Origin of the sequence: Desulfoscipio gibsoniae DSM 7213 (assembly GCF_000233715.2) — a bacterium.
GTDB classification, from domain to species: Bacteria; Bacillota; Desulfotomaculia; order Desulfotomaculales; family Desulfallaceae; genus Sporotomaculum; species Sporotomaculum gibsoniae.
Map to the genome: position 1 here is coordinate 1,048,253 of NC_021184.1, position 23,173 is coordinate 1,071,425.

24 protein-coding genes are annotated in these 23,173 nt (G+C 43.9%); 19 read left to right on the forward strand and 5 right to left on the reverse strand.

Annotated features, from left to right (window positions below; all coding sequences use genetic code 11):
- Positions 1–155 precede the first annotated feature (155 nt).
- The 5 genes from DESGI_RS26015 to DESGI_RS04855 all read left to right on the forward strand — a co-directional run bounded on the left by DESGI_RS26015 (position 156) and on the right by DESGI_RS04855 (position 1,932).
- Positions 156–392: an MATE family efflux transporter gene (locus DESGI_RS26015; protein WP_083939763.1), complete on the forward strand. Its 237-nt coding sequence runs from the start codon at positions 156–158 to the stop codon at positions 390–392.
- 23 nt (positions 393–415) lie between these two features.
- Positions 416–775, forward strand: a complete 360-nt coding sequence (locus DESGI_RS26020) for an MATE family efflux transporter (protein WP_083939764.1) — start codon at positions 416–418, stop codon at positions 773–775.
- Positions 776–779: 4 nt separating this feature from the next.
- Entirely contained in the window at positions 780–1,001 is a 222-nt protein-coding gene (locus DESGI_RS04845) for a hypothetical protein (RefSeq protein ID WP_041284775.1), read from the forward strand.
- 297 nt (positions 1,002–1,298) lie between these two features.
- On the forward strand, positions 1,299–1,544 hold the full coding sequence (locus DESGI_RS04850; RefSeq protein WP_041284776.1) for a hypothetical protein: 246 nt from the start codon (positions 1,299–1,301) through the stop codon (positions 1,542–1,544).
- A gap of 1 nt (position 1,545) precedes the next feature.
- Positions 1,546–1,932 carry a retropepsin-like aspartic protease gene (locus tag DESGI_RS04855; protein ID WP_006521219.1) on the forward strand — a complete coding sequence of 129 codons (387 nt, stop codon included), beginning with the start codon at positions 1,546–1,548 and terminating at the stop codon, positions 1,930–1,932.
- Positions 1,933–2,307: 375 nt separating this feature from the next.
- Here the strand turns inward: DESGI_RS04855 and DESGI_RS04860 are convergent, their stop codons facing one another.
- On the reverse strand, positions 2,308–3,474 hold the full coding sequence (locus DESGI_RS04860; protein WP_006521220.1) for a S41 family peptidase: 1,167 nt from the start codon (positions 3,472–3,474) through the stop codon (positions 2,308–2,310).
- Between the two features lie 853 nt (positions 3,475–4,327).
- On the opposite strand from DESGI_RS04860, the gene DESGI_RS04865 reads away from it, so the two are divergent.
- The gene (locus tag DESGI_RS04865) at positions 4,328–5,083 is read left to right on the forward strand and encodes a class I SAM-dependent methyltransferase (RefSeq protein ID WP_006521221.1); all 756 of its coding nucleotides are present in this window, start codon (positions 4,328–4,330) and stop codon (positions 5,081–5,083) included.
- A gap of 157 nt (positions 5,084–5,240) precedes the next feature.
- Here DESGI_RS04865 and DESGI_RS24360 read toward each other — a convergent pair whose 3' ends face one another.
- Complete coding sequence (locus DESGI_RS24360; protein ID WP_157872727.1) at positions 5,241–5,405, reverse strand: hypothetical protein; 165 nt, start codon at positions 5,403–5,405, stop codon at positions 5,241–5,243.
- Between the two features lie 929 nt (positions 5,406–6,334).
- On the opposite strand from DESGI_RS24360, the gene DESGI_RS04875 reads away from it, so the two are divergent.
- The 5 genes from DESGI_RS04875 (at position 6,335) to DESGI_RS04895 (ending at position 13,915) form a co-directional block, all read left to right on the forward strand.
- A complete protein-coding gene (locus DESGI_RS04875; RefSeq protein WP_006521224.1) occupies positions 6,335–7,189 on the forward strand; it encodes a helix-turn-helix domain-containing protein in 855 nt (284 codons plus the stop codon).
- Positions 7,190–7,270: 81 nt separating this feature from the next.
- A complete protein-coding gene (locus tag DESGI_RS04880) occupies positions 7,271–8,638 on the forward strand; it encodes an MATE family efflux transporter (RefSeq protein WP_006521225.1) in 1,368 nt (455 codons plus the stop codon).
- 734 nt (positions 8,639–9,372) lie between these two features.
- Positions 9,373–12,534: a DNA polymerase III subunit alpha gene (dnaE, locus tag DESGI_RS04885; protein WP_006521226.1), complete on the forward strand. Its 3,162-nt coding sequence runs from the start codon at positions 9,373–9,375 to the stop codon at positions 12,532–12,534.
- Positions 12,535–12,545: 11 nt separating this feature from the next.
- Entirely contained in the window at positions 12,546–13,334 is a 789-nt protein-coding gene (locus DESGI_RS04890; protein ID WP_006521227.1) for a DUF72 domain-containing protein, read from the forward strand.
- Entirely contained in the window at positions 13,316–13,915 is a 600-nt protein-coding gene (locus DESGI_RS04895) for a uracil-DNA glycosylase (RefSeq protein ID WP_006521228.1), read from the forward strand. Before DESGI_RS04890 ends, DESGI_RS04895 begins: the two co-directional genes overlap by 19 nt.
- A 576-nt stretch (positions 13,916–14,491) precedes the next feature.
- Here the strand turns inward: DESGI_RS04895 and DESGI_RS24365 are convergent.
- The 3 genes from DESGI_RS24365 to DESGI_RS04905 form a co-directional block, all read right to left on the reverse strand.
- Positions 14,492–14,773: a hypothetical protein gene (locus DESGI_RS24365; RefSeq protein ID WP_157872880.1), complete on the reverse strand. Its 282-nt coding sequence runs from the start codon at positions 14,771–14,773 to the stop codon at positions 14,492–14,494.
- Between the two features lie 81 nt (positions 14,774–14,854).
- On the reverse strand, positions 14,855–15,739 hold the full coding sequence (locus DESGI_RS04900) for a hypothetical protein (RefSeq protein WP_006521229.1): 885 nt from the start codon (positions 15,737–15,739) through the stop codon (positions 14,855–14,857).
- 276 nt (positions 15,740–16,015) lie between these two features.
- Positions 16,016–17,191 carry a TolB family protein gene (locus DESGI_RS04905; RefSeq protein ID WP_006521230.1) on the reverse strand — a complete coding sequence of 392 codons (1,176 nt, stop codon included), beginning with the start codon at positions 17,189–17,191 and terminating at the stop codon, positions 16,016–16,018.
- Positions 17,192–17,522: 331 nt separating this feature from the next.
- On the opposite strand from DESGI_RS04905, the gene DESGI_RS04910 reads away from it, so the two are divergent.
- From DESGI_RS04910 to DESGI_RS04940, 8 genes are all read left to right on the forward strand, one after another.
- The gene (locus tag DESGI_RS04910; RefSeq protein WP_281168090.1) at positions 17,523–17,951 is read left to right on the forward strand and encodes a reverse transcriptase domain-containing protein; all 429 of its coding nucleotides are present in this window, start codon (positions 17,523–17,525) and stop codon (positions 17,949–17,951) included.
- A gap of 281 nt (positions 17,952–18,232) precedes the next feature.
- Positions 18,233–18,412, forward strand: coding sequence for a helix-turn-helix domain-containing protein (locus DESGI_RS23620; RefSeq protein ID WP_006521233.1), 180 nt, complete (start codon positions 18,233–18,235; stop codon positions 18,410–18,412).
- A complete protein-coding gene (locus tag DESGI_RS04915; protein ID WP_041285218.1) occupies positions 18,405–19,097 on the forward strand; it encodes a response regulator transcription factor in 693 nt (230 codons plus the stop codon). Before DESGI_RS23620 ends, DESGI_RS04915 begins: the two co-directional genes overlap by 8 nt.
- A gap of 3 nt (positions 19,098–19,100) precedes the next feature.
- Complete coding sequence (locus tag DESGI_RS04920; protein ID WP_006521235.1) at positions 19,101–20,024, forward strand: sensor histidine kinase; 924 nt, start codon at positions 19,101–19,103, stop codon at positions 20,022–20,024.
- A 126-nt stretch (positions 20,025–20,150) separates the two neighbouring features.
- The gene (locus DESGI_RS04925; protein ID WP_006521236.1) at positions 20,151–21,074 is read left to right on the forward strand and encodes an ABC transporter ATP-binding protein; all 924 of its coding nucleotides are present in this window, start codon (positions 20,151–20,153) and stop codon (positions 21,072–21,074) included.
- Positions 21,058–21,861, forward strand: a complete 804-nt coding sequence (locus DESGI_RS04930; protein WP_041284780.1) for an ABC transporter permease — start codon at positions 21,058–21,060, stop codon at positions 21,859–21,861. Before DESGI_RS04925 ends, DESGI_RS04930 begins: the two co-directional genes overlap by 17 nt.
- A 15-nt stretch (positions 21,862–21,876) precedes the next feature.
- A complete protein-coding gene (locus DESGI_RS04935) occupies positions 21,877–22,701 on the forward strand; it encodes an ABC transporter permease (protein ID WP_006521238.1) in 825 nt (274 codons plus the stop codon).
- A complete protein-coding gene (locus DESGI_RS04940; RefSeq protein ID WP_006521239.1) occupies positions 22,698–23,159 on the forward strand; it encodes a hypothetical protein in 462 nt (153 codons plus the stop codon). The genes DESGI_RS04935 and DESGI_RS04940 overlap by 4 nt, the downstream gene beginning before the upstream one ends.
- The last annotated feature ends 14 nt before the right edge of the window (positions 23,160–23,173 follow it).

Here is a 23,173-nt window from a genome sequence, read left to right on the forward strand (position 1 = left end):
TTAAGAACTTTTGGTGCTACTGATAACATTTTACCGTATGCTAAAGATTACATATTTATAATCTTATTGGGTTCTGTATTTTAAAATGGATTGGATTTATACCCGACTTTAAAGTTATTCAAGAGATTATTTTAATTGGCTTACCTTCGTTTATTATGATGTCGTCCTCCAGCTTGATGGTGGTTTCTGTTAACTGGATGCTGTTGATCTTTGGCAGCGAAATTCATATTGCCGTTTTTGGTATTATTAACCGGGTTATGGCTTTTGCCTATCTGCCTATTACTGGGATTGTGCAAGGAATGCAGCCGATCATTGGCTATAATTATGGCGCTAAATTACAGGGAAGAGTTACACAAACCTTTAAACTAGGGTTAACGTATCAACGATTATAGCCTCCATTGTTTGGGTTGTACCGATGGTTATTCCGGAGTTATTGATGAACATTTTCTCTAATGATAATCACGTAATTGCCAACGGAACGAATGCTTTAAGATTGATTTTTCTGTTAGCACCAATCATCGGCTTTCAAATGGTAACTACAGGTCTTTATCAAGCATTAGGAAAAGCTAAAACATCTTTAATGTTATCGATGTCAAGACAACTTTTGTTCCTTATTCCTATCGTTTTAACACTCCCACATTTATACGGGTTGAAAGGTGTGTGGATGTCATTTCCAATTGCGGATTTATTAGCCTTACTTTTGGCATTGATTGTTTTATTAAAGGACCGAAAAGTGTTTTTCCCCAACCTCTCCTGCGAAGGACGCCGGCGTTGATCCGGTGGTGCTAACAGATAACCGGATTGAACTTAGGCCGGTTAATACAGGGGGGCATAGGGAGAGTATTGAAATAACAGTAGGTCTGGCGGCAAGGGAAGTAATTATCCGGGACGGTATTCTGGATTTAAAGGAGAATGCCAGGTTTACCAACGCATTCCTCGGCTTAATATCCTGCCGCACTACAACCTCGTATTCCCGCACCTACAGTTCGGTAATTTCTTAATTCCTGTCCTCAAGGAAGTCCTATATAGGTATCAACACTTAACAAATCGCATCATTCGCCATAGATACCTTCTATTCCTGCCAACCTCTGCCCTAAATGGTTATTCTTGAATGATATTCCATAGTATTATCGAATTGTGCAAATGCAACAAGATACAATCGCTGGGTTACGGAAATCCAGTGCCCTTAAGGCGATAGAGCGCTATTACTTAACGCCAAAACTTTAACAAAAAGCCCTTTGGAGATAGTATAAATCCTGATATAATGAAAGTAAGTTTTATTCTTAGGGGTGATAATGATGAAGTGGGCTGAAGTTAGAGAACTTTATCCAAATAAGTTTATTAAATTTGAGGTTCTTGATTATAATACCATTGACAATAAAAGGCATGTTAATGATATAGCTATAATTAAAGTTATTAATGATGGAAAGGAAGCCATGAAAGAATTCTCCCTATGCAAAGAAGGACAGTTTGTTTATAGCACCAAAAATGAGCAAATTGCAATTGAGGTAGTTAAATATATCGGGATTAGAAGGAGTTCTTGAAATGTATCGCTTGCAATTTAAGAATGGTTTACTATATGCAGATATTGTTATTGCTCATCATGGTGAGAAAATTACGATAAATGATGTCATTATTGATACTGGTGCCAGTCATAGTATTATCTTACCTGACTTTTTACATGAACATGATATTGGATTTGACGATAGTGACGAACTGGTTGTTATGTCTGGTATTGGAGGAGTTGAAGTTTCTGCCGTGAGAAAGAAAATTGATACTATATCAATTGGTGATATAACTCTGGAAGGCATGATTGTTGATTTTGGCGTTATTGATCCAAAGGATAGAGTAAACGGCCTGATAGGACTAGATTTCCTGAAATCTGCAAAAGTAATCATTAACGTTGATGAATTGACCCTATATACAAAGTAAGGGTTTCTCCCCCCTCCAATTATTACCATCCATAATATTGTTCAGGTGACTCTTCTTTAGCTTCAACAATTACAGGCTTTATTGGCAGTACCGATTTTTTATCTATGCTCAGAAGCTCAACATCGAATTCCCATCAAATGAAACGGTGTTATTGTTATCCACGTTTTCCCCTCTCTCATCTTTACATCACTGGTATTAGCATGTTTTTTCCCATCGTTATTCCTTGACTAACTGTATATTATTAACTTCGCACCAATCTCGCGCTATTCCGTTTAATGACTTATGCTTAAAAAGCATACTTTTGAGAACCAATCAAACCAATGCTTGCAGTACAAAATATAATAAATTTGGTAAACCTTCATTTTGAAAACCCGTCTAAGAATTAATCATTTCCTTCATCAACTGCACGGCTCGATCGAGTTGCTCATCTCCAGGTAAATCATCCCTGTTTATCACCACAATGTCGGGTTGGATTCCTTTGTTGTGGATATCATTTTTATTTGGAGTCAGATATCGTGCGGTGGTTAGCTTTAACCCAGCCCCGTTGTCCAAGGGAAACAGTGTCTGTACAATGCCCTTGCCAAATGTAGTGGTACCGACTAGAACGCCGGTTTCGGTGTCTCGAATAGCGCCGGCCAGAATCTCGGCGGCGCTGGCGCTATATTCATTTATCAGCACTGCCAGGGGTAACTGCAGGTAACTGTCGTCCGCATTCTTTACATCCTTACCACCGGAACGATAATCTATATACACTATTGGCCCTTTGGGGACAAAATTATCCGCTACCTGAGTAGTAGCAACCAGTTCACCACCGGGATTGTCCCGCAAGTCAAGAATGATTCCACGCATGCCTTGATCCAGCAAACCGGCAAGTGTTTGCAGCATTTCATTTGGAGTTTTCTCAGTGAAATTGGAGATCATGATATAACCGATCCGGGAATCCGACAGCATTTTACTCTCAACAGTTGGAATAATGATTTCTTCCCTGGTAATCTCGAACTGAACAGGCTCATGTCTGCCCTCGCGCAAAACATACAACTCAATCTGCGTCCCTACCGGGCCTCGCATTAATTCGCCAGCAGTTTCCAGGTCTATGCCCCGTACGTCACGGTCATTGATCTTAATAATTCGGTCACTGGCTTGCACGCCGTTAACGTAAGCCGGCGTATCCTCATAAACTTGCATTACGGTAAGTAAGCCGTCTTTAACCCCTACCACTAAGCCCAATCCACCGAAGGAGCCATGAATCTGTTCATCCATCAGTTGCTTAAACGTTTCCGCATCCAGGTAAACCGAATACGGGTCTCCCAACGCATTAACCATACCCCGAATGGTCCCGTCGACCAAAGTAGAGGTATTTATCTCCTCAATGCACTGGGTCCGGATTAAGGTAAACACTTTTATAAAATTGCCCAGTTGATTATAGTCAGTTCCTATTATTCTGACTGCTGCTACTAAAAAAGCAAAAAAAATTAACACCAAAACCGTACCCAAAACCTTTTTCTTGAATCCGTCTCCATGTATACCATGTCCGCCCATCATAAAACAGCCACCTACCAGCAATAATTTGTAAAATTGTATACCATATTACAGAGCCTCAACTACCAATTCACCATCAATGGTTATAGCCCACTTCACAAATTCAGACTATATTTAACATCAAAGAAATTTCAGTTAAAGTATACACTTTATTATCATTTAAACCATGTCTTAGACGGATTCAGGCGGGGTTCCTGTTGCACTCGGCGATCATCGCGCGCGAATAGCGAATCCCGTAGCCACCGGTAAAGCCACCCGGCTTTTACATGACGGCAGGTTGTGACGGTGAACGGCAGCAGCGGCATAATCATCGGATGAGCTTATGTCATATCCTTTAGTATAACAAAATATTCTTTATCCTGGGGTTTTTAACCTGACTAATTTGCGTAAGTCTCCCACTTCTATAAGTGGGAGTACAACGCCAACTAAGTCATGCATTTTGCAGTTCTAAAATTCAGGGGGAGTTGAATCTCCCCCTGAATTATATCAGGTTGGGGTAGTAGATGTATGCTAGGTGTATTAAAGCTCATGGTCGCAATAGAAAATAATAAAAGGTTTCATTTACTAAAGGAAATTTAGGACTGTTTGGAGAAGACTGTTTGGAGAATTAACATATTATCAACCAGTGTCAGCATCCTTGTGAATGCTGGCATTTTATCTTTTAACGGCGAAAAATGTATCATCTAAAAACTAATATCTATAACTGGAAGTTTGTGGAACGAGTAAGGAATTTAATTATTTTGTAAAAGGGGCTATATAGATAGTTGTGATGCTGCTTATTCTAAAGTATAAGTGGCACTAGATCGTGAAATGGAAGTTTTTTCAGCATAATTTTATATTAGGAAGTGAAATTTTAGTGGGCAATCAAAGCGAGGTTCGGAAAAATTTTGGGCAAAGAGCTTCAAACTATAGATTGAGTAATACTCATGGAAATCCGATCGATCTTGAAAGAATGGTTAATCTGTTAAAACCGCAGTCAGACGCAATTGCCTTAGACGTTGCAACCGGAGGAGGGCATACAGCTATTGCTCTAGCCAGTTGTGTCAATAAGGTGGTTGCTATTGATATAACCCCAGAAATGTTGGCAGAGGCGGAAGTGGCATCAAAACAATCCGATATAAACAATATTGTGGTTCAGATAGAAGATGTACATAACTTGAATTTTCCTGATGGCCAATTTGACATTGTTGCCTCAAGATTTGCTGCCCATCATTTTTTCGACGTTAAAAAAGCCGTTCGCGAAATGTGTAGGGTATTAAAGCCAGGAGGGAAACTCTACATACTTGATTGCTCGGTTTTTAATGGGGATGAAACGGAAAAAGAAATTAATCGTATTGAGCTTTTAAGAGACAGTTCACACCAATGTTCTTATTCGCCACGTCAGTGGAACCATATATTAAATAAATTACCATTGACTATACAATATACCTCTCTCTTAAAAGAACAATATAAACTGCCACAGTGGTTTGACAGAATGGGAACAAGCCCAAAAAATCAACAGGAAATCTTTCGAATACTTAATAACCTATCGGAAGATAGTAAAGTCCTTTATCACTTCGGAGATGATTACATAACCACATACCGCTATGAGATTTTAGCAATCAAAGTCTAAAGTGGAAAAAACAGCAAGCCTTCTTTTAGAAAAAAATGCTTGTCGTTCCTAAGGCTGCTTAAAGAATGGAAACATTAAAGCCAGGGCAGAAACCCTGGCTTTGTAATTCAGCTGATACAGCAGCCTTTTATATAGAGAAAAAAGCTACTACTCAATTTCAAACTGTATGTTGACTCCCTAATCCAGACCTGGTGGAACCCTTGCCTGATACCGCCGCCAATAGCATTGCCTCCAGCAGTAAAGCCAGCGAGAAAATGTAGAATCCCGTACTCTCCCTGGGCAATTTCCCAGACTGACCCACCAGCACCGGGCCGAAGAACATACCGAAGCCCCAGAAGAGGTAGTATGCACCGGATATAGTGCCCTTTAGCGAATGTTCGGTCCTGAAACAATGAAACCACCTTCTTTGTTCTGAAATTTGCTTATTTGCGCTGTGGTTATAATCATGGTCAAGGTTTGATCACCAGCCTCCTTTCCCGGCAAAAAGCGCACCTGGTTAGTTACCTTAAACTCTGCTATTCTGTGGCGACACATGTAGAAACTACAGGTAAAGGTTAGCACAAAACAAGCAAAAAGCCGTGCACTAAGCGCACGGCGGATTAATCGATAATACATTATTCATGCCACAGCCGTCATCCTAACATAAAGTACCGGGGGGGAGAAACGCCTACCCGGATGTAGATATTTAATTCTGAGTTAGGATAATTAACGGCATTGGGCACAACCCTCTTGTTTATATTCCAAGGTTAATACTATCAGTTCACCGGTGCAGTTGGAACAGGTGATTATTCCAATACTCGCCATTTAATTCCCTCCTAAAAAAGTTTGTACATACCCAATGCATTCGTCGAAGTCAGTTAACACTGACTTCCAGCGGCAACCTGGGCCGCTGGCGTACAACGCGCGCAGCGCGGCGTACATGACGGGGTTTACAGGGCACCTTGCCGGCTTTAGTTGCAGGAAGATGAATCTTACTGTTGCGTTCCACAAAGTGTTTTTCTGTGCCCATAATGGGAAACCCCTTTCGTTTTCAGGTAACATTATTATACAATACTGATACTGATACTGCTTATAGGGACTTAATTAAGCCACTATCAACTGATAAGCCGGGTGGTTTTTGAATTCATATCTTTGAGAGGCGTTGTTAAGCTCGTTAATCCCCGGGCCCCTTATGCTTTTAATCCGACTGGACCTGAATCCCATCATTTGAATATGATTTTAAGTAATACTAACCTTGTGCGAGGAACTTTTATGAACTATATTGAAATAGTTAATGATGCCATACAATATATTGAGTTTAATTTGCACCGAAAGCTGTGCTTGGAAGAACTGGCGTTTCGGTATTACATTTCTCCTATGCATTTTTATCGAATCTTTCGGGCAGCGACCAATCAAACTGTTAAATCATATATTCTAGGAAGAAAGTTATCTGAAGCAGCCATTGCATTAAGGGCAACTGATCGTAACATCACAGACATTGCTTTTCAATATGGTTTTAATTCCCATGAACAGTTTACGCGGGATTTTAAAAAAATGTTTCGCGTTACCCCGAGCCGCTATAGAAAGGACAATATTCAGGTTTCATTGATGGATAGGTTGGATATTGTTGAACGGGATTTTAAAAATGCAAATAGAGATATTATTATTAACTACTGCTGCCGGGATATAAAAGAAATAAAACTCCTGGGAAAGGAAATGCTTTTCCATCCGGAGATTACCTGTGAATTGGAAGAAGCAATCCGCAAGGGATATGAATTTGAAGAGGAATACTTTATCAAAGGTACTGCCGGAAGGCTGTTTAATGTTATGCGTATTTATATCAGCGATGATCCCCTCGTTTCTTGTTTTTCCGGTATACCCGCGGAAGAGTACATTGGAGACACTTCCAGCTTGGAAGACAGAATTATTCCAGGTTCGAAGTTCGCTGTATTTAGATATCCGGACATTACGGGATTAATCTTTCATACGATACGAGAAGATTTGTATAGATGGCTCTGTGTAACAAATTTAACGTTAAATAATGCAATCGATATTGATATGTTTACATTACGAACTAAAGATTATGAGCGAACTCGAAATCATTTTTTATATGTACCTATACTTTGAATTGATTACTGTAAAAAACCTCAGGATTTTATCCTCCATCTCAGGTATCGTTTTAGATATAACCAGAGAGGGGGTTTTTTTATGAAAGAAAACAAAGAGGATAATATCGGGCAATTAGGCGAGGAAAAAATACCGGCGCTATTATTAAAATTCTCTTTACCTGTGGTTATTGCCCTACTTGTCAACGCGCTATATAATTTTGTGGACAGAATTTTTATCGGAAACGGTGTCGGATCTCTTGGCATTGCCGGTATTACCATAGTGTATCCAATTATGCTGGTGATGGGGGCATGTGCAACACTGGTTGGTACAGGGGCGGCTTCCCTAATTTCAATCAGACTTGGCGAGAAGAAAGCTAATGTGGCTGAGCGAGTACTTGGAAATGCAATAGTGCTGTTGATTATGCTTTCGATAATAATAACAATATCAGGATTGCTTTTTATTAACCCGATTTTAAGATCCTTCGGAGCAAGTAGCGAAGTGCTTCCCTATGCAAAAGATTATATGGGTATAATTATGTTGGGAACTATATTTCAAGTACTTGGGCTGGGTATGAACTATTCTATCCGGGCTGATGGAAGTCCCCAAAAGGCAATGGTAACGATGTTAATCGGGGCTATTTTAAATACGATATTAACTCCCATATTTATTTTCGGTTTTAACCTGGGAATGAAAGGGGCGGCACTGGCAACTATTATTTCCCAGGCAGTATCGGCTGCCTGGGTTATGTACTATTTCATTGGCGGAAGTAGTTTTCTAAAAATCCATATACAAAACCTTAAGCTCATTTCTGACATTGTAAAACCAATCCTTGCCATTGGAGCAGCATCCTTTATGATGCAGCTAACGCTAAGCCTATCTAATATGATTATGAACAAGAGCCTTGTTCATTACGGTGGGGATATAGCGGTATCAGCAATGGGAGTGATTTTTAGTATCATCTTCCTTATAGTATTGCCTATACTCGGAATTAGTCAAGGTATCCAACCAATCATTGGATTTAACTATGGAGCCCAAAAATTTGATAGGGTAAAAGAAGCGTTACAATCCGGTGTTATAGCTGCAACTGTTATTGCAACACTGGGATTTATCATTATTAGGGTGTTTCCTGAACAGCTTATGTCATTGTTTAATAGCCAGAATAAGGAATTTATTTCTATAGGAAGCTATGCTATGGGAATTTCTATGATTTTTGTACCTATTATAGGTATCCAGATGATTGTTACGGGTTATTTTCAAGCTATCGGAAAACCAAAACAGGCTATGTTTTTGACTTTGTTAAGACAGGTGATTTTTTTAATACCGGCTCTTCTTATTTTACCGCAGTATTTCCAACTAATGGGTATATTAATTTCGATTCCGTTATCGGATTTTTTATCATTTATTATAACCGGAATATGGTTATCTGCCGAGCTAAAAACCCTTAATAAAAAACAACTAACTTATTAAAGTCTACAAATATTTACATTTAGGCTTGCGTTTTAGGCTTACGTGTCCATGAAAACTTGAGCTATTCAATTGCCAAGTAAGTACTCAGGCTTTATTAATAAGATCAAGTAGTGATTAATTCAATACATAAAATTGCAGGTGAATTTGAAATTGACATACAAAAATGGGGAATTGAAAATTCATAAAAGATTATTATTACCCCCCATGAAAGGGAAGGTATTAGAAGACGATTAATAAAGAAATTTGATGACAAGGACTTTATTGATGTGTCTGTAGGTGGTCTTATGTAAATTCTGAAATTCAAGCATCACTAAGATATACTTCAAAGAATAAGCCAATGGGTTATTAGCGGTAATTCGTGAGCATTTATATCATTTTTATTCAATTGGGAACTCTCATGTGACTGAAATTTAAGGACTATGAACTCCGATTTTTACCTGAAGTATCTTCTGAATTTAGTGATTATGGAGCAAATTTATTACTATGACTGTGAGGTCTACTGTTTACTAATAAAATATTCAACATTCTAAATTAAATCCCGAGTACAATATCAACGAAGCTCATTTTTGCATTATATTAGATAGAAGGCAACATACGGGGTAGAGAGATTTCACGAAATTGATTAACAACATTCAAAAATGCGGGTACCTGCCATAATTTACTTCTGTTAACCAGCCCTGACCTCGAGGTATAATCAACAGGGAACTTGTGTTCCCTTTAAAAAGGGGGCTTTTATGACTTTTGTGCACCTGCATACCCATTCTGAATACAGTTTCCTGGACGGCGCCTGCAGACTGGGGGAACTGGTCTCCCGGGCCGGGGAATTTTCCATGCCTGCACTTGCCCTCACAGACCATGGCGGTCTTCATGGGGCCATAGAGTTTTACCAATTGGCGCGTCAGGCCGGGATTAAACCCATTATTGGCTGTGAGGTTTACCTCGCTCCAGACTTTCACTTAGTTCTGTTGGCCAAGAACCATGCCGGTTACGAGAATCTTGTTCAGTTGGTAAGCCGTTCTCATTTAAAAGGTCTTGAACATAAACCAAAGGTGGACAAGAATATGCTCGCTTGTCATGCAGGCGGGCTGATAGCCTTGAGTGGTTGTTTGGCGGGAGAGATTCCCCGGTTGCTTCTCCATGGTAAGTATGCCGAGGCCCGGGGAAAAGCCCTGGAATACCAGGCCATCTTCAGCCCCGGCAATTTTTATCTGGAGCTGCAAAACCACGGTTTATCCCGGGAAATCAGGTGCAACCGGTTACTGACGGAACTGGCCCGGGAAACGAAGATTCCTTTGGTGGCCACAAACAATGTTCACTACCTTGACCATAAAGACGCATCAATCCATGAACTCCTGGTCTGCATCGGTAACTTGCAAACTGTCCCGGCCCCGAATCCCCTTAAACCCACTAACGCAGAGTTCTATCTGAAATCTGCCCGGGAAATGAGGCGTCTTTTCCGGGAAACTCCGCAAGCCATTGAGAACACGATAAAAATCAGTGCCGAATGCAACCTTGAGTTACCTCTTGGCTCTCTCTGTTTACCTTTCTTTCCCCTGCCTGAAGGGGTTACTTATGGAGACTATCTCGCTTTTCTTTGCCAACAAGGGTTGAACCGCCGCTATGCAAACCTGACTCGGGAAATCCGGCAGCGTCTGGAAAGGGAACTTAAAATCATTGGAGAAATGAAACTTGCTCCTTACTTCTTAATTGTTGCCGATCTGGTAGCCTTTGCCCGGGAAAAGAAGATCCCTGTAGGACCTGGCCGGGGCTCGGCCGGTGGAAGTTTGGTCGCCTATGCCCTTGGGATTACCAGCATCGATCCCATTGAAAACCAGCTCTTTTTTGAACGTTTTCTGAACCCTGAAAGGCCCGACCTGCCGGATATTGATTTGGATTTGTGCCAGCGCCGCAGGGATGAAGTGTTTTCCTACATCCATCAAAAATATGGGGCCGGGCATGTGGCCCAGATAGGAATCTTCAGCACCCTGGGAGCCAGGGGGGCCGTCCGGGATGTGGGGAAAGCCCTGGGCGTGCCTCAGCGAATGATTGATCTGGTGGTAACAAATTTACCTCACTTTTCCGGTAAGGGGGGACTGGAACATGCTCTTGCCACCCTACCCGAGTTCAAAACCATCCCTGTCCATGAAGAACCTTGGCAAACTTTAATTGAAAAGGCCGGGAGTATGGAAGGAAGGGTCAGACATCGCTCCGTTCACCCTGCGGGTGTCGTGATCAGCCGGGAGAGTCTTAACAAAACAGTCCCTCTGCAACTGGCCTCGGGAGGGGAAATCGTCACCCAATACGGTCCGGAAAGTCTCGAAGCTTTGGGCTTGCTTAAAATTGACCTTCTGGGCCTCAGAAACCTGACCATTATCGACGATACGCTGAAACTGGTGGCGCATACCAGGGGCGTTCAATTAACGCCGGAGCAAATACCTCCCGGCGATCCCGCTGCTTACCGTTTGCTGCAAAATGGCGAGACCCTGGGTTGTTTTCAATTGGAAAGTTCCGGTATGAGAAGCTTGTTGAAAAAATTAAAACCAACAAACATAAGGGATCTGATTGCCCTCCTGGCCTTGTACCGTCCCGGCCCCTGGGACAGCGGCATGGTGGAACGTTTTTTAAAAAGGCGGCGGGGAGAAGAACCTGTTGTTTACCCGCATTCAAGCCTGGAGCCCGTCTTAACAGATACGTACGGCATCGTTTTATTCCAGGAGCAGGTGATGCAAGTGGCCAATGTTGCGGCCGGGTACCGGATGGGGGAAGCGGATCTATTGCGCCGGGCTGTTGCGAAAAAGTCAACGGCTCTGAAAGGTCACGAGAGTAAGTTTATCCGGGGATGTCTGAACAATGGTTTCGGTGAGGGAGAAGCACGGAAAATCTTTGCGTTTTTAACCCGTTTTGCGGGGTATAGTTTTAATAAAGCGCACAGTACCGCCTATGCGTGTATTTGTTATCAGACGGCTTTTCTGAAAGCCAACTATCCGGAAGAATATTTTGCTTCTCTTTTGAGCAGCCAGACGGGATACTACAATCTGTCCGTCTATGTTGAGGAGGCCAAAAGAAGGGGCATCAAGATTTTGCCCCCGGAGATCAACCGCAGTTCAGCCTGTTTTACGGTTGATCAGGGAGCCGTCCGGGTAGGGTTGGCCATCATTAAAGGGGTTGGTTATAAATCCGTACGTGAAATACTGAAAGCCAGAAAACAGGGAGGGGAGTTTACTTCTTTCTATGACTTTTGTTTCCGGGTGGATACAAGAGTGGTCAACAGGAGGGTTTTAAAAAACCTGATCAACTCAGGCTCCTTTGATTCCCCGGGCTTAACCCGGCCTCAATTGCTGGCAAACACAGAAAGGGTCCTAAGAGCCGTAAGAGCGGCCCAAAAAACCAGGAAGGCCGGACAGCTAAGCCTTATGGATCTCGGCCTGATAGCTGAAGACTGCGGGATCGATTACGAATTAGACGTCCCGGACTACTCCCGGGAGGAAAAAAGGCGACTGGAACGGGAACTGTTATCCATTTCGATCATGGAACATCCTTTTGCCAGGTATCAACGGCTGATGAACAGGGATAAGGTTACCAGGAGCGGACAACTAACAGGTCTCCGGACGGGAAACAGAGTTACGGTCGCTGGGACGGTGGTCAGCTGCCGGCGGCAACCCACCAGAAATAAGGATTATATGTTGATTCTTTTGCTGGAAGACCCCTTTGGACAGGTGGAAGTCATTTTATTTCCCGGTACTTATCAAAAATACTTATATGAACTGAACCCCGAAGGCATACTAGTAAGGGGGAAAATTTGCTTTGAAGGCGAACAGCCCAAGGTCATAGCTGAAAGCATTCGCTCCCTGGCCAATCTTTCGAAACCGGGATTGGTTAATGATAGTTTAGTTTGAGGGGGATGGACATGATTTTGGTGGGCACGGCGGGATACAGTTACGACAGTTGGATAGGTCCGGTCTATCCCGAGGGGATTGATAAAAAGGAAATGCTGAACTTTTACGCCAAGGAATTTTCCTTTACCGAAATCAATTCCAGCTATTACCGCATGCCCAACCGGTTTATGTTTTATCACATGCAGGCCAAAACCCCGGAACATTTTCAATTTGTAATTAAAGCCCATAAAAGCTTGACCCACGTACGGGAGGACAACGAAAAGGAATTCACCGAGTTTAAGGAAGCCCTCAAGCCCCTGGTGGAGGCTCAAAAATTCGGATGTGTCCTGGCCCAGTTTCCAACCAGTTTTCGCAACCGGGATGAAAACATTGATTACCTGAAGGAATTTCGGGCTCAAATGGGAGACATCCCGGTGGTTGTGGAGTTCCGCCACGAAGAATGGATGGATGAAAATGTTTTCGAGCTTTTGGAGGATGAGGACTTAGGTTATGTTTGCGTGGACGAGCCTCAATTCAAAACCTTGGTGCCGCCAGTGGTGAGGGCTACCAACAGGATCGGTTACGTTCGTTTCCACGGGCGGAACTACAAAAAATGGTGGCAGCATAAAGAAACCCACGAGCGTTACGATTATCTTTATTCCGGTGCAGAGTTGAAAGAGTGGGTGCCCTGGATCAAAAAGCTGGCCGCCAAAACGGAGAAAACCTTCGTCAGCATGAATAATCACTACCGGGGCCAGGCGGCCATCAATGGCCGGATGCTGCGGGAAATGCTGGAACAAGAGTGGGGGGAAGTCCGCTGATTACAAACGAATCGACTATGGAGGACTTGTCTGCCCGGGCGGCAGGTTGCAAGCGTTGTGCGTTGGGAGAAACCAGGCGTTCCGTGGTTTTCGGAGAGGGTAACCTCGGTGCCGGCCTGATGTTGGTGGGCGAATCCCCGGGAGAAAAAGAAGATGAGACCGGGAAACCTTTTGTCGGCCCTGCCGGGCGAATCCTGAACAAAATCCTTGCTGAAGTCGGTATCCGGCGGGAGGATATTTACATTACCGGGGTGGTAAAATGCAGGCCCCCAAAAAACAGGCTCCCTAACAAGGCGGAGGTAGGTGCGTGTGTGTCTTTTCTGAAACAGCAAATCGAGCTGATCAGGCCCAAGATCATTGTCTGCCTCGGCTCCCTGGCCACAAAAACCCTGCTTGATCCCAAAGCGAAAATTACCGAGGTGCGTGGCAAGTGGTTTGATCAAGGTGGTATTAAGATAATGCCGACCTATCATCCTGCTTCTTTCTTTCATGATGAAGAAAAATTAAATGCTATTAGAAAAGATTTCCACCAGGTCAAAGTAGCTTACGAGGCTTTACAAGAAGGATTTGAAAAATTTTAAGTTAAAAAGATAATGGTTTAAAATAACTTGCCTGCAAATAAAATGAAGGTTTACCCATAAAACCTTTCCATGCTGCTTTTTCTAACTTAAAATAAATTTTGCTTTCAAGTAGCTTGCGTTCATATGCTTAGATGCTCATATTAGCTCCATTCTTTTACTAACCGCGCTCATCCAGCAGCTCCAGCACGCATATCCTTTAAAATCGATTAGCTTTATTTTAAAGGAAATTAATCAAAATGAACTGACTTTTTGTAGCATAAATTCAAAACAGCTTTAAAAACATTACGGGGACCACCGCGCCAGCGGTTTAGTGCAATGTCTATAATTGGAAATTACAAAGAAGCTTAAACGGCAAAATATCAAAATAATAATCATATAGTTGTTAACTAGAGATATTTTCTTTCCTGTTGAAATTCTTAAAAGGGAGGGAGGAGTGAAGTCTCAATATTTTCTGGTTCATTGCGTTTATTTTTTAATGCCCGGGTCCTAAAATAAATCTTTAAACAAACTGTTCTGGTTAGCTATAAAACTTTTAACAGGCTCAAAATCTTTTCTGTGTATTGGACAAGGGCCATATCAATTAACCATCGGCACTTCCGCGGCACTGGCGGCCATCATGCGGGATAACATTTCCCGCCGGTTGATCATACAGGCGCCGCAGTGGACTATTAGCTTGTAGCTCTCCAGGTCGGAGGGCATCTTGATGCCGCTGGACCAGGGAAAATCAAGCTCACCGCCCACTGACTGGCGCAGCCAGTTTAGTGAGGGACTGTCCCTTTTTGGTAGCTGTTGGGAATGGCGTAAGCCAGGCCCAACAGCTACCCGAGCATTGATTTCAACCGCCCCGATTTTGGCGATCCGTGGGAAGAATTCAACCGAATTGTATGGAGTGCCACTATCAGTCTGAGCCCTCTAAGTTCCACATCAAACTTGGCAAACCTAGTAAACCACATCCATTTCGATTACGATCTTGAAAAGCAGAGGTTTCTTGTCGGCTACCCAATCCTGATACCGCATAAGCAGGCCGTAGGAGTCGGCGGCATCCCGGTCAAGATCCATCTTGAAGGACACCCTGGCGGGGATTTTCGGCGGAACATTGCTTCCCGACACGGGTTGCCCGTCCTTCATTTTGAAATACAGGTACTCAGCGTGATTCTCGTAGGAGTTCAGGCTGGTGCCCTCGATCCGGGCGTATCCCACGCCCTCCGGCAGGTGAAACTGCAGTTCCAACGGCGTACTTCCCATCACTGCCTCCACATATGTCTTTTCTCCCAGGTAGACTTCGGCTTTGTGATCGTTGACCATTTCGACCCTCCCCTCGCGGGGAACGGGCGGCGGGGGCGATCCGAGCACCTTAATCTGTTTTTTCGGGGCGCTTATGATCAGATCATTCCCGCCAGGCGCCCAATCGATGTGCTGATAACTGGCCAGGACAATGTACTGTCCCGGATCTGCCGTCTTGGGGATTTTCAGGGATACTGTTTTTGAATCGCCGGGAGAAATAGAAAACGCCTCTGACTCTGTTCGGGCGCGGAGAATATCAATCCGGAAATGAAACCCTCCCGGTTGGTGTTCCAGTTCGATTTTGGTATGGTTGGTAATAGTGAGCAGAACGGTGTCACCGGGTACATATTCATTACGATCAGTGGAAAGCGCAATGCCGTTGCCGGCTAGATGGCGCTTGGTTACTTCCAGCTGTTTCGGGGACATTTCTTCCACATCCCTGATCAGCCAGGGCATAAAACTGTAAACAACCCAGTAAGAAAGGCCGACCAAACCAATGACCAAGAAGAACACGATAGTATACACTGCGTTTCGGCTCAAGTGACTCCCCTCCCAAACCATTGTAACGCATGTTGATACCTGTTTGCTATAAACTTTCTTTGTCGGGTATGACGGAATTAAAAAAATACCCTTCCGTGATCCATATTCCTAAATTAGTCATTAAATGTATTAAGAATACCCCTATGTTATCACTTAAAACTATTTCTGTGATACTTCATTTGTTTAATGAAGGCTCTATCAGGGATGAAACTGGTTGGCGGCAGCCCAATTAGGAATCGTCCTACTAGTCAGTTTATTAATATCATGATAGCTCGGCTAGTTGTACTTTAAATCTAGTTTGGACAGTACAAAATGCGGTCCCTTCTCGTTGTTGTAATTTCTGGTGAATAGTAGTCCCTTGCTATCCGGTAACCAGGACGGGGTCCAATCATCATATAGTCCAGAGCAAATAAGCTCATTATCAGTTTTCAGACCTTCCTTTTTCTGCATATCCTTCAATATGGTTTCCACTGCTTTCGTATCAATAGAAGAATGTGTTAGTTGAGTAACTTTCTCGGTAATCAGGTTGGCCGCCCATATTTCTCTGGCGTCCCAGCGTATACTATAGCCGAGTTTGTTCTGAGAGTCATGTTCAAACATTGTCGTTCTTAAGGTATTACTCACATAGGCAATCCACCGGCCTTCAGGCGACCAGGCAGGCTCCGTACCCTCAGTGACTCTTTTTAGATTTGTTCCATTCAAGTCACAGGTCCAGATTACGCTATCAGCTGCCGTACTAGGATCTGGTCGCAATTCAAATGCCAATCTCTGCCCATCAGGAGACCAGGTGGGGTTGCTACCATTAGTTACCATCCTCAAGTTAGTGCCGTCAGGCTTGATGATCCAGATAGTTAGACTGGCAGTATAATGTCCGTGAACAGGATAATCCTTAATAACCTCTTTTGTGAAGGCAATCCAACTACCATCAGGTGACCATTTAGGATTTTTGTAAAATATATGTAAGGGGTCATTGGATCCTGTAAGAAAGGTCTGTCCAGTACCATCCTGCTTGGCTATCCAGATGCCTGGAGTATTATTTCTTCTACAGCCAATGAAGGCAAGCTGCCTGCCATCAGGGGACCAGGTTAACTCAGAGGCGGAAAAACTGTCATCACCAATAAGCACTTTACGTCTGCCATTGGATTGAAGTATCCAGATCTTGCTGTCCTGGTCGAAAGTCATGTCTTTATCTCCGGGAACAACTTGAGGATTGAGAATATTCTCAATCTGCATATTGATTAACTTACCGTTTATATTATCAGTTTCATGTGCTTTGATAATCGTTAATAATCCTGATCCTTTCCAGACCTCTAAGGCTATTAAAATCAGCATCGATACTACAGTTACAAGAATGGTACAACACGTTTTTTCATACCGACGACCCACCTGCTCGCCCCCTTCGTCTTTCTCCCCCTTGAATCTACAGTTTACATCGAGGGGTATTACCAACATTTTAACGAAAATATGCTAAGACAAATATTACCAGACTTTAGCTGGTTTTTTTACTCTATGACAGTTATTACTATATAATTTTTATATACTCACGGAAAACATCAAGATCATTTTCACTGGAAGAAATTTTCACATAATATTAATCTATAAAAAGTAATTTTGTAATTGTAGTATCTGTAAATACTAACAACCTATCGGATATGAATACAAAACAATAGCTATTAACACGATACATATCCAAAAACTTAATAACTTTAGACTTCATTTCCTACCCTCTCATCACTAAAAGCCCATCATTAACCTAGACGATAGAAATTGTATTTTTGTTTCTATGTGTGCAGCTATTTCTCCGCTTTTGGCAAATTTATACCTCAACGAGGTAGATAAAATGCTTGAAAAGGCAAAAGAAGTAACACGGCAAGGACAATACACATACATCGAATATACTCGTTTTGCCGATGACCTTGTGATCCTAGTTGATGCTTACCCTAAATGGAACTGGTTGGCAAAAGCCGCCTATCAACGCTTACTTGAAGAGCTAACCAAACTTGATGTACAACTCAATGAAGAGAAAACCCGGTTAGTAAACCTAGCTAGCGGGGAAAGTTTGGGATTCTTAGGCTTTGACTTTCGAAGATTACGAACTCGCAAAGGTAAATGGGGAGTACTATTTACACCAAAAATGAAGCACGCACCAAGGTCTAGAACTGCCACCGCGCCTGTCCTCGACCCTACCTGTGAGGGATACGTGGCCAATTAAATCATGGAGCAAATATTGTGACACTCCCAGAGGAAACAGGGAGGAAACCGGGAAAACAAAGCGTCTCCTAAAGTTTAAGAGGCCCGTATCTACTCGACCTTTTTGGTAGCTGTTGGGAATGGCGTAAGCCAGGCCCAACAGCTACCCGAGCATTATTTGAACGAAATATATTTTCATGTTTGGTAGTATATATTTTCGTATCTCTATTGGGGTACAGTTGATATTATTCGGCTATCCGTATATAATAATCTTGATATGTTATGTAGAAGGGGCGGGTAAACATGGACTTTATTTCTGTTGGAGAAGTTGCTGTAAAATGGGGCATTTCTGAACGACGCGTGCAAAAACTTTGTGAAGAACAACGTATCCCCGGCGTGAAACGGTTTAGCCGTATGTGGATGATTCCGAAAGATGCAGGAAAACCAATTGATGGAAGAAAGAAACGTGAATCAAATGAGTAAGATTTTAATCATCGATGATGATAAAGAGCTATGTGTTTTGATAAGGCAAAGCGTGGCGGCTGAAAATATAGATGCGGATAGCTGTTATTCCGGTGTAGACGGGCTGGTCATGCTCGAAAAGAGCGATTATCAGCTTATCCTTTTAGATGTGATGATGCCGGGAATGGACGGCTTCCAGACAATGGAGAAAATACGCAAACAAAGCAGTGTCCCTATCCTGATGCTGACTTCCAAAAATGACAGCACATCGAAAGTCCGCGGGCTTCGCTCCGGCGCGGACGACTATCTGACGAAGCCCTTTGATATGGAGGAACTGATTGCCCGTGTAGTTTCCCTGATACGCCGGTATACCCGTTTCAATCTGGCGGGAGATCATTCACGCCCTCTGACTTACCAAGGGCTGACCATAGATTTAGACAGCCGAAGCGTAACCACTCAAAATGGTACGTTTGAACTACCGCCGAAAGAATTTGACCTTCTTTTGTTCTGTGCGAAAAACCAAGGGAAAATTTTGACGAAGCAACAGATTTATGAGGAAGTTTGGGGCGAGCCTTACGTTTATGATGACAGCAACATTATGGCAATCATTAGCAGGCTTCGCAAAAAGATTGAACCCGACTCCGGCAAACCATTTTATATTCAAACGATAAAAGGGATCGGCTATCGCTTCAACAAGGAGGTGTAGGCTGTGATTCTCGACGTGACATTAGGCATATTATTCTGCCTTGCCCTTTTGTTCGGCATAATTTGCATGGGAAAGCTCCTTGGAGTTAAGCGACAGCTTAAGGACATGACGGATGCCTTGAACGACATCGAGGCCGGAAACGGAAACCGAAAAATCCTCGCTGCAAACAATGATCTGACCGCCGACCTTTCCTACAAAATGAATGAAATTGTTTATCGTTACGAAGGACAGCTTTCTCAGCTCAGAGCAGCGGATGAAACCAATCGTCAGCTTATGACCAGTCTCTCCCATGATGTACGAACGCCGCTTACCACCCTGATCGGCTATTTGGATGCAGTTCACAGAGGGATTGTCGCCGGAAAAGAACGCGAGGATTATCTGGAAGTCGCAAGGCGGAAAGCGCATGACCTAAAAGACTATATTGATGTTCTATTTGATTGGTTCAAATTAAACTCCAGCGAATTTGCCTTATCCATAGAGCGGGTGGAGCTTGCAGAGCTGACGAGAAATGTTTTGAAAGACTGGATTCCTATTTTTGAAGAAAACCATTTAGACTATGAAATTGAAATTCCGGAAAAGCCGCTATTTACAAAAGTAGATATGGACGGGTATGCCCGCATCATCAACAATTTGGTTCAAAACGTCATTACCCATAGCCAAACCACGCAAATTAAAATTGAAATGGCGAAAAAGGAAAAGGAAATTGAAATCCGTATCGCGGACAACGGGATCGGAATTGAGAAATCCGATTTGCCGCACATCTTTGAAAGGCTGTATAAATGTGATAGAGGCCGTTCCGATAAGGGAAGCGGATTGGGACTGTCCATTGTTCGGCAAATGGTAGAAAAAATGGACGGCAAAATTACCGTTCAAAGCGAGCCAAACCAATATACTGTTTTTACCGTCTTTCTACCATTAAGGAATTGAGAAAATCCCTGTCCACGGGCAGGGATTTCTTTTTGCTGAAATTGCAAGGTTAATGCAAGGTTCCGGCAAGGTTAATGCAAGGTTGGCGTGATAGACTGATTTTAGCAAGAAAAGGAGGTTCTGAGTTTGAGTGATTTCATAATTGAAACAAAAAATCTTACAAAACAATATGGGACGCAGAAAAGCGTTGCCAACCTGAATATCCACGTGAAAAAGGGCCGCATCTACGGTTTGCTTGGGCGAAATGGAGCCGGAAAAACCACGACCATGAAGATGCTGCTGGGCCTGACGCAGCCGACTTCGGGAGAGGTTCAAATTTTCGGGAAAAGCATTCGGGGTAATAAAAAGAAAATTTTGCCCCGCATCGGCAGCCTGATCGAAGCGCCGGGATTTTACCCCAATCTGACGGGCACGGAAAACCTGAAAATCTTCGCCCGGCTGAGAGGCGTTTCCCAGCGTAACGCTGTTCAAAGCGCATTGGAGGTTGTCGGACTGCCATATGGTGATAAGAAGCTATTTTCTCAATACTCGCTTGGTATGAAGCAGCGTCTGGCCATCGCTCTTGCCATCATGCACGACCCGGAACTCCTGATTTTGGACGAGCCGATCAACGGACTTGACCCGATCGGCATTGCCGAAGTCCGTTCGTTTATCCGGGAGTTGTCCAACGCAAGAGGGAAAACAATTTTGATTTCCAGCCATATTCTTTCGGAAATTTCTCTGTTGGCGGATGATATCGGCATCATCAACCACGGCGTCTTACTGGAAGAAGAAAGCCTTTCCGAGCTGGAAGAAAAGAACAGTAAATATATTCATTTTATCGTCTCCGACACGGCGCAGGCAGCCAGAATCATGGAGAGAAACTTTGGAGCAAAAAATTTTACGGTGGAAAACGACCGCAGCCTGCGCCTGTACGACGTCACTCTGCCGGTGACCGCGCTCACCCGCGCTTTCATTGAAAACGGATTGGAGGTAGCGGAAGTCCACACCTGCGAAGACACGCTGGAGGATTACTTCAAGCGCGTGACCGGGGGTGAGGGCATTGCATAACCTGATCCTCTGCGAATTTCAAAAGTTCAAGCGGCGTCCCCTGTTTCTGTTGGCGACGTTGGCGGCATTCATTTTCCCTGTTCTGACGACACTGCTCTACTGGAATACCCCGGGGGGACAGGATTACGACAACCTGTTTTCAGGAGTTGTAGATCCGGGCAATTTTCTTCTTTTGCTGCCGGTTCTGGTTGTCATTTCAACGTCGCTGTTTTTTACGGAACAGGACAGCGACACGCTGAAAAACCTTGCGACGATTCCGGTTTCAAGGGGCCAACTTGTGATGGCGAAAATCAGCGTCATGGCGGTTGTCGCCGTGGCCTATTCCCTTGTCGGATTCCTGGCCAGCGCGGTTTGCGCGAAGCTGCTCGGCATGGCGCTCATCAACATGGGACAGAAATTTGCTCTTAGCGTTTTGCTGGGATTCATGATGTTGGCCGCGGCTCTGCCCTGTGTGGTTTTGGTGGTGTGGTTTAACAAAAGCAATCTGATTTCCATTGTGATCACGCTGTTCTACACCATCGTAAACTATGTGTTTCATCTTACCGATGTGGGAATGAAGACCCCTGTGGGGCTTAATGTCGGCACGATCCTGCCGATTCCTTTGATCGCAAAATGGTTTCTTCAATTTGACAAACCGGGAAGCGGCGAATCGGCGGCATATTATGAATTTTATGAGAGTATGCTTCCCTATTTTGTATCCACGCCGGTCTGCCTGGGAATCCTTGGAATTTTAGCGGCGATATGCATCGTACTGATGATACGTATTTACAACCGGCGCGAATTATAGGAAGGAGACCTGACGATGAATTTCATTCTGGCGGAATTTCAAAAACTGAAACGGTACAGCATTATCCTGGTCGGTGTCATCGGCGTGACCTGCTCTCCCATCATTTCGATTGCCATGCAGAACATCATGTCGGATGATGCTAAAACCGTTTTGAACTATACCTTCCCAGACCTGCTGAACAGCACCATCTGGAACAATACGACGATCTTTTTCCCGATGATCCTCGCCCTGATCGGCGGCTATATGATCAACCGGGAATACACGGACGACACACTAAAGAATATGCTGACGGTTCCCGTTAGTTTCCCGCGGCTCATGGCCGGCAAGCTGACCGCGCTCGGTATCATTGCGCTTCTGCTCGGCCTTTACAATGCGCTGGTGACCATAATCGCCGGCCTGATCTGCTGCCCGGAAAATATGTCGTTGGGCATCGTTTTATCGGGAAGCGTCCGGATCATCGGGATGGCCCTGTTTACCTGTATCGGGGAATTGCCTTTGATCGCTTTTTGCGGGCGCAGGCGGGACGCTTTTCGGGGCGGGGCCGTGGCTGCGTTCCTGCTCGGATATCTCACCATTTTTATAAAGAGTCCCATGATCCGCAACCTGTATCCTTTTTCAGCCGGCCTCAGCATCGTGCGGTTCGGCGGTGAGGGCTTTGTATCCGATACCGCCGGCAGCTATTCCTCAACGCAAGACGCGTTCACCGGTATCTGCGTGATCTTGGCCATGATCGTGCTGACCGGAATCATCATCCATATTCCAAGGAAAGAGGCGGTTGCAGCCGCCCCTTCAAAGAAAGGCGGCCGTACGAAGCAAAAGGAACAGGAGACTTTGAAGTGAAAAAACCATTACTTTTTTTGATGGTCGCGTGTTGCTTTGTCTTCGCGCTGACAGGCTGCACAAAAGATGAAATTCTCGGTACATACAATCATGCCATCCAAGCGGCCGGTGACGCCCAATTGACCGGCAACCGGTCTTTGGAAGGCAAGAGAAAATATGGAGTCGATCACTATACCGGCACCTATGCTGCCGATTATGAGGATTTTTCAGGAACAGAGTGTCTTTTCGGGGGGACTTCGATTGACCGTGATGCGGGAAATGAAATCGAAATTACCTGTAAGCTGAGCATCACGGAGGGGACTGCAAAGGTGGTTTTTCAGTCCGGGACGGACGAGCCTCAAGTGCTGATTGAGAGCACAGGCGATTATTCTGATACAATCGAACTGCCGCCTGCCGGCAACTATATCGTCGTGGAAGGCGACGGCTTTACCGGCTCCATTGAGCTGGAAATTAAATAAAAGCAGTACATAAC

Coding starts and splice junctions, on each gene's coding strand:
- DESGI_RS04915 (WP_041285218.1), top strand. CDS start 18,405: ATGAGTAAGATTTTAATCATCGATGATGATAAAGAGCTATGTGTTTTG.
- DESGI_RS04910 (WP_281168090.1), top strand. CDS start 17,523: ATGTGTGCAGCTATTTCTCCGCTTTTGGCAAATTTATACCTCAACGAG.
- DESGI_RS04850 (WP_041284776.1), top strand. CDS start 1,299: ATGAAGTGGGCTGAAGTTAGAGAACTTTATCCAAATAAGTTTATTAAA.
- DESGI_RS04935 (WP_006521238.1), top strand. CDS start 21,877: ATGAATTTCATTCTGGCGGAATTTCAAAAACTGAAACGGTACAGCATT.
- dnaE (WP_006521226.1), top strand. CDS start 9,373: ATGACTTTTGTGCACCTGCATACCCATTCTGAATACAGTTTCCTGGAC.
- DESGI_RS04855 (WP_006521219.1), top strand. CDS start 1,546: ATGTATCGCTTGCAATTTAAGAATGGTTTACTATATGCAGATATTGTT.
- DESGI_RS04875 (WP_006521224.1), top strand. CDS start 6,335: ATGAACTATATTGAAATAGTTAATGATGCCATACAATATATTGAGTTT.
- DESGI_RS04890 (WP_006521227.1), top strand. CDS start 12,546: ATGATTTTGGTGGGCACGGCGGGATACAGTTACGACAGTTGGATAGGT.
- DESGI_RS26020 (WP_083939764.1), top strand. CDS start 416: ATGGTTATTCCGGAGTTATTGATGAACATTTTCTCTAATGATAATCAC.
- DESGI_RS26015 (WP_083939763.1), top strand. CDS start 156: ATGATGTCGTCCTCCAGCTTGATGGTGGTTTCTGTTAACTGGATGCTG.
- DESGI_RS24360 (WP_157872727.1), bottom strand. CDS start 5,405: ATGTTCTTCGGCCCGGTGCTGGTGGGTCAGTCTGGGAAATTGCCCAGG.
- DESGI_RS04860 (WP_006521220.1), bottom strand. CDS start 3,474: ATGATGGGCGGACATGGTATACATGGAGACGGATTCAAGAAAAAGGTT.
- DESGI_RS04905 (WP_006521230.1), bottom strand. CDS start 17,191: ATGTTGGTAATACCCCTCGATGTAAACTGTAGATTCAAGGGGGAGAAA.
- DESGI_RS04880 (WP_006521225.1), top strand. CDS start 7,271: ATGAAAGAAAACAAAGAGGATAATATCGGGCAATTAGGCGAGGAAAAA.
- DESGI_RS23620 (WP_006521233.1), top strand. CDS start 18,233: ATGGACTTTATTTCTGTTGGAGAAGTTGCTGTAAAATGGGGCATTTCT.